The sequence below is a fragment of the Actinophytocola sp. genome (genome assembly GCF_035712165.1).
Classification (GTDB): domain Bacteria; phylum Actinomycetota; class Actinomycetes; order Mycobacteriales; family Pseudonocardiaceae; genus DASYTH01.
Map to the genome: position 1 here is coordinate 1 of NZ_DASTBH010000422.1, position 5,579 is coordinate 5,579.

The 5,579-nt window shown below is 70.4% G+C and carries 6 protein-coding genes; 5 read left to right on the top strand and 1 reads right to left on the bottom strand.

Annotation, left to right across the window (positions count from 1 at the left end):
- Positions 1-670: 670 nt before the first annotated feature.
- Positions 671-1,429, top strand: a complete 759-nt coding sequence (locus tag VFO68_RS23375; protein WP_325160507.1) for an MOSC domain-containing protein — start codon at positions 671-673, stop codon at positions 1,427-1,429.
- Here the strand turns inward: VFO68_RS23375 and VFO68_RS23380 are convergent.
- Complete coding sequence (locus VFO68_RS23380) at positions 1,413-2,189, bottom strand: SAM-dependent chlorinase/fluorinase (RefSeq protein WP_325160508.1); 777 nt, start codon at positions 2,187-2,189, stop codon at positions 1,413-1,415. The genes VFO68_RS23375 and VFO68_RS23380 overlap by 17 nt on opposite strands.
- Before the next feature lie 161 nt (positions 2,190-2,350).
- On the opposite strand from VFO68_RS23380, the gene VFO68_RS23385 reads away from it, so the two are divergent.
- The 4 genes from VFO68_RS23385 (at position 2,351) to VFO68_RS23400 (ending at position 5,550) form a co-directional block, all read left to right on the top strand.
- On the top strand, positions 2,351-3,202 hold the full coding sequence (locus VFO68_RS23385) for a helix-turn-helix transcriptional regulator (protein WP_325160509.1): 852 nt from the start codon (positions 2,351-2,353) through the stop codon (positions 3,200-3,202).
- A complete protein-coding gene (locus tag VFO68_RS23390) occupies positions 3,199-3,411 on the top strand; it encodes a DUF397 domain-containing protein (protein WP_325160510.1) in 213 nt (70 codons plus the stop codon). The genes VFO68_RS23385 and VFO68_RS23390 overlap by 4 nt, the downstream gene beginning before the upstream one ends.
- 47 nt (positions 3,412-3,458) lie before the next feature.
- Positions 3,459-4,157, top strand: a complete 699-nt coding sequence (locus VFO68_RS23395) for a DUF2334 domain-containing protein (RefSeq protein ID WP_325160511.1) — start codon at positions 3,459-3,461, stop codon at positions 4,155-4,157.
- Between the two features lie 178 nt (positions 4,158-4,335).
- Complete coding sequence (locus tag VFO68_RS23400; protein WP_325160512.1) at positions 4,336-5,550, top strand: ISAs1 family transposase; 1,215 nt, start codon at positions 4,336-4,338, stop codon at positions 5,548-5,550.
- Positions 5,551-5,579 lie beyond the last annotated feature (29 nt).

Sequence of the window (5,579 nt, forward strand, 5' to 3'; positions counted from 1 at the left end):
ACAGATCAGGGCACGCGAGGTCACGGACCGACTCGATAGGTCGTACGCCCTTACGCCGCAGCTGCTCGTCGAGAGTCTCCACGCGGTCGCTCGGCGGGTAGCCCGCACTGTCAGCGGTCATGACCACCTCCCGACTTTCTCACCGCCGAGTATCGCACGACATGCGTCCTGGACCACGGCAGCACGCTGGCCGAGGTGCCGACGAAGACACGCGACGCCCGTACCTAATCAGTTCAGACCTTGCACCAACCCGGTGAGTCCCCACTTCCAGCCGGGCGAGTCGCCTGTTCCAGCCCGGCGAGTCCCCACTTCCGACCCGGCGAGTCCCCATCTCCGACCCGGCCAGGTCGCCGGCTCCAGCCCCGCGAGTTGCCCGCCCAGACCCCCCGGGCTCCCCGCCGGTTATCCACAGCCCACCCAGTTGTCCACAACCACCCCGAAGTTGATCACTCAACGACCCCCCGCCGGTAGACTGGACCAGGGACGCCCCCGGGAAGGGTGGGGGTTGTTTACCTGGGTATGGGGATTTGCTGCGGGGTGTGAGGGGTCATGTGCGCAGCGTGGGACGGGTAAATGGGCCGCGGTGGTGTGGCGGCGCGGGTAGTTTTGGAGTATGGCTAGCGTTTCCGCGCTGACGTATTACCCGATCAAGGGGTGTGCTGGGGTTTCGGTGGAGCGTGCGGAGGTCAAGGCCACGGGTTTGGCCTATGACCGGAGCTTCGTGGTGGTGCGGCCGGGCGGGGCTTTCATCAGCCAGCGGGAGGTGGCGCGGCTGGCGGTGGTGCGGACCCAGGTGCTGCACGACGGGACCAAGTTGGCCCTTTCGGCGCCCGAGGTGGGAGATCTGGTCCTGGACGTGACGGCCGACGGTCCGGTGGCGCCGGTGCGGGTGCACAAATGGGACGGGGTCGGGATCGACCAGGGCGACGAGGCGGCCGGCTGGTTCTCCGAGGTGCTGGGCGAGCCGCTGCGGTTGATGCGGGCGCCGGACGACCTGCGGCGGGCCGGCAGCGGGGACGAGCCGGGCGTGATCCAGTACTCGGACTCGACCGCGCTGCTGATCACCTCAATGTCCTCTTTGGACGGACTGAACGCGCGAATTCTGGAACGTGGCGCGGATCCGGTGCCGATGAACCGGTTCCGCCCGAGCATCGTGATCACGGGCTGGCCGGAGCCGCACACCGAGGACCGGGTGCGCCGGATGACCGCCGGCTCGGTCGAGATCGGCTACGGCAAGCGGGACATCCGGTGTGTGGTGACGGTTGTGGACCAGCTCGCCGGGCTGCGGGCCGGACCGGAGCCGCTGCGCACGCTCGCGGACTACCGGCGTGAGCCGGAAGGCGGCGTCAGCTTCGGGATGAAGGCGGCCGTGCTGCGCCCCGGCGAGGTGTTCGTCGGTGACGAGGTCGTCGTCACCGAATGGCTCTGAGCACCACGACGTCCCCTGGCGACCAGCCCAGCAGGGCCGCCGCCGAGCCGCCGTTGACCGCGACGGCGAGCTGCCCGGCCGAGTCCGGGTAGACGACCAGCGCGCCGGCCGGCACGTCGGCGAAGGTGCGGCCGGCGACGGCTTCCTGATCACCGATCAGCACCCGGCCGGTGGGCATGACCTCGGCGGTGGCGGCGAGCTGGAGATTGCCGAACCGGTCCACCGACAGCACCTCGGTGGTGAGTTTTCCTTCCGCCACAACGGTTGTGGGCGTGGGCAGGCGGATGAGCCCGGCCGGGTCGATGGCCGGGCCGAGCGCGTCGGGCGGGACGCCGGTGGCCAGATGTGCGGCGGCCGGCGCGAACAGGTCGCGGCCGTGGAAGGTGGCCGACAGGGTCGGCAGCCGGTAGCGCGGCTCGGTGAGTTGGTGCGCGGTCCGGACTCCGCCGAGCGCTTCGGCCGCCGGCACGAGCAGACCGTTGTCCGGGCCGACCAGCAGGCCGCGGCCGGTCTCGATCACGACGGCCCGCCGCTCGGTGCCGACCCCGGGGTCGACGACGGCCAGGTGCACGGCGGGCGGCAGGTAGGGCACGGTCTGGGCGAGCACGGTGGCCGCGCGGCGGACGTCCTGCGGTGGCACGAGGTGCGTCACGTGGATGATCCGCACGGTCGGGGCGATCCCGGCGATCACCCCGGCACAGGCGGCCACGAACCCGTCGTCCAGCCCGTAGTCGGTGGTGAACGAGATCCAGTCGGCCATGGGAACTCCGTTCGGGTGAAGTCGGCGTGGCAATTGTTGCCACTCCTGGCCGGCACGCGCGTCCGGCGGGTGGCCTGCTCTGCGGCGGTTGTTGCCGGGGCGGCACGGGCGTCCCGATCGGCCGATGGCGCGGCGCCGGCCGGTCGGTCAGGGTGGCGCGCATGAACATCGGGGTGCGGACCAGGCGGCTGTGCATGGTGTTGCGCCGGCTGCGCGAGGAGTCGGGGCTCACCGAGGACGATGTCGCGAAGCGCCTCGGGGTCAGCCGGAGCACGGTGTCCCGGGTGGAGACCGGGAAGCGCGGGCTGACCTCGGAGGACCTGGCGTCGATGCTCACCCTCTACGGAACCGCCCGCCCGCTCCGGAAAGCCCTGCTGAAACTGCACGCCGAGGTCGACAAACCGGGTCTGATCGATCGCGGCGAACTGCATGTGCACGAGGATTTGGAGAAGTGGATCGGCTTCGAGCAGGACGCTGACCACATCTACAACTACCAGCCGCTGCTGGTGCCCGGCCTGATGCAGACCTTTCCCTATGCCCGCGCGGTCATAGCCGGCGCGGATCTCAGCCTCAACGACCAGGACATCGATGACCGGGTCGCGGCCCGGATCGCCCGGCAGGCGCTGGTGCACCGGGTTGACTCACCACGGCTGGAGGTGGTTCTGCACGAAGCCGCGCTGCATCAACGGGTCGGCGGGGAGGGCGTCATGCGCGACCAGCTCGGCTACCTGATCGAGTCCTCCTTTCGGCCAGCCGTGACACTTCGCGTGGTTCCCGGCCATGTCGGCGCGCATCCCGGCATGAACGGTCCATTTGTGATCATGGAGTATTCCGGTCTGCCCAGTCTGGTTCTCCTGGAGAACAAGGTGGCCAGCCTCTACCTGGAGGAGCCCGACGATATCCGCGCTTATAAACTGGCGTATGAGGGCTTGCTGGCGGTCGCGCTCTCACCGGAGCGCTCGGTGGACCTGATCAGCAAGGTCGCCTCGGGCATGGGAAGGAGCGGGCCATGACCGGATGGCGCAAGAGCAGCTTCAGCGATTCCAACACCGACTGTGTCGAGATCGGGTGGCGCAAGAGCAGTTTCAGCGGCTCAAACACCGACTGCGTTGAGGTGGCAGCGGGTTCCGAGCGGGTGGGGGTGCGGGATTCGAAGAATCCTCGGATCCGGCTGGCGTTTCCCGAGCGGGGCTGGCGGGACTTCCTCCGTTCGTTCGGCTGATACCTGGGCTTGAGCTGACGTTTATCCCTGTTTGGCGTAATGGGGCCATGACCGCACGGCTGGTGGTGTCCCTGTCCGGGATCAGCGCGCGGACGCTCGACGCGTGCGCCGATCTGTCGGCCGAACTGGAGCGGCGCCGGGTTCCGCTGTCCCTCCTGTTCGCTCCACGCGCCGGTGGCCGGGAGGTCGCCGACTGGATCCGGCGCCGCCGCGCCGCCGGGGACGCCCTGCTGCTCCACGGTTTCGACCACGTCGCGCCGCCCCGGGCCCGCCTCGTGCCGCTCGGCCGGCGGGCCGAGTTCGCCACGCTGCCCGCGCACGAGGCGGGTCTGCGGCTCACCGCCGCCGTCCTCGCACTGGGCCGGGCCGGGCTGCGCACCGACAGCTTCGCTCCGCCCCGCTGGCTCGTGTCCCCCGGCACGCTCGTGGCTCTGCGCCGGATGGGCTTCGCCCTGTGCGCCGACCTGACCGGCGTCCGCGACCTCCACGCCGGGGCCACCCACCGGGGCCGCATCCTCGGCTTCGGCGACCGCGCCGAGTCGTGGTGGTGCTACGCCCTGGTCCTCGGCGCGGGCCGGCAGGCCCGGCGGGGCGGCCTGATCCGTCTGGCTGCCGACGCCGGCGACCTCGCCCGCCCCGGCCCGCGCCAGGCCATCCTCGACGCCGTCGACATCGCCCTGCACCACGGCGCCCGCAGCGTCACCTACCCCCAGCTACTCGGCTCCCCGCTCGCCCGCGCCGCCTGACCGCGCCACCACCCAGGCCCCCTACCTGGGCAGACACCGCCCCCTACCTGGGCAGACACCGCCCCCCTACCTGGGTAGACACCCCCACCCTTCCCCAGGGCCCCGGCAAAGTCGATCACCCCGGTGGGGGCAGGCACGACCTTCTTGTTGATCATGTGAGTGTCGACGTCGCATGATCATGGGAGAGGCCGTGCCTGCTGGTTCATCATCGCTGATCGTTCCCGTGTTGGGGCAGGTGGGCCGGGTCGAGGTGGATCCGGCGCGGTTGGCTGATCTTCGCCATCATCTGGCTGTGGTGCCTGATCCGCGTGCTCGGCGCGGTGTGCGGCATACGCTGGGCTCGATTCTGGTGATCGCTGCGGCGGCGGTGGTGGCGGGCGCGCGGTCGCTGACCGCGATCGGGGAATGGGCTGCCGACGCCCCGCAACGGGTGCTGGCTGTACTGGGGGTGCGTCGGTGTCGGCGGAGGGATCGGCATGTGGCTCCGGATGAGGCCACGATCCGCCGGGTGCTGGGTCAGGTGGACGGTGCCGCCGTGGACACCGCCATCGCCGGCTGGGTCCTGGCCGCCACAGGGTCGGCTACACCACCGGTCATCGCGGTGGATGGCAAGTCGGTGCGCGGGACCTTCGCCCGCATCGGCGGGGCCGGGGTGCACCTGCTCTCGGCGCTGACCCACCAGCAGGGCACGGTGCTCGGGCAACAGCTGGTGCCCGAGGGCAGCAGCGAGATCGCCTGGCTGCAGCCGCTGCTCGACGACCTCGACCTGACCGGGGCGGTCATCACCGCCGACGCGCTGCACACCACCCGCGCCCACGCCCGCTACCTGCACCGCCGCGGCGCGCACTACGTGTTCACCGTCAAAGCCAACCAACATCGCCTGCACCAACGACTGGCCGCACTGCCCTGGCCCGCCGGCACCCACCACACCAGCACCGCCATCAGACACGGCCGCCGCGAACAACGCACCATCGAAGTACTGCCCGCCCCGGCCGATCTCGATTTCCCACACGCCAGCCAGATCTGGCAGATCACCCGCTACCGCACGATCCACCACACCCAGCAAACCCGCAGCACCCAGCCCAAGATCGAAACCCACACCGCCTACGGCGTCACCAGCCTCACCCCACACCACGCCACCCCCGCCCACATCAGCGCCTACCTACGCGGGCACTGGGAGATCGAGAACCGGCTGCACTGGGTCCGCGACGTCACCTATGGCGAAGACCGCTCCCGAGTCCGCACCGGCACCGCCCCCCGCGCCATGGCCTCCCTGCGCAACCTCGCCATCAGCGCACTGCGCCTGGCCGGACACCACAACATCGCCGCCGGCCTACGCCACATGGCCCGCGACACCACCCGACCCCTACACCTGCTAGGAATCAACCCCTGACCAGCACACAGGACTTTGCCGGGGCCCTG

Bases quoted from the DNA above. Each gene is read 5' to 3' on its own strand.
- VFO68_RS23380 (WP_325160508.1), bottom strand. From the start codon at position 2,189: ATGGCCGACTGGATCTCGTTCACCACCGACTACGGGCTGGACGACGGG.
- VFO68_RS23390 (WP_325160510.1), top strand. From the start codon at position 3,199: ATGACCGGATGGCGCAAGAGCAGCTTCAGCGATTCCAACACCGACTGT.
- VFO68_RS23385 (WP_325160509.1), top strand. From the start codon at position 2,351: ATGAACATCGGGGTGCGGACCAGGCGGCTGTGCATGGTGTTGCGCCGG.
- VFO68_RS23395 (WP_325160511.1), top strand. From the start codon at position 3,459: ATGACCGCACGGCTGGTGGTGTCCCTGTCCGGGATCAGCGCGCGGACG.
- VFO68_RS23400 (WP_325160512.1), top strand. From the start codon at position 4,336: ATGGGAGAGGCCGTGCCTGCTGGTTCATCATCGCTGATCGTTCCCGTG.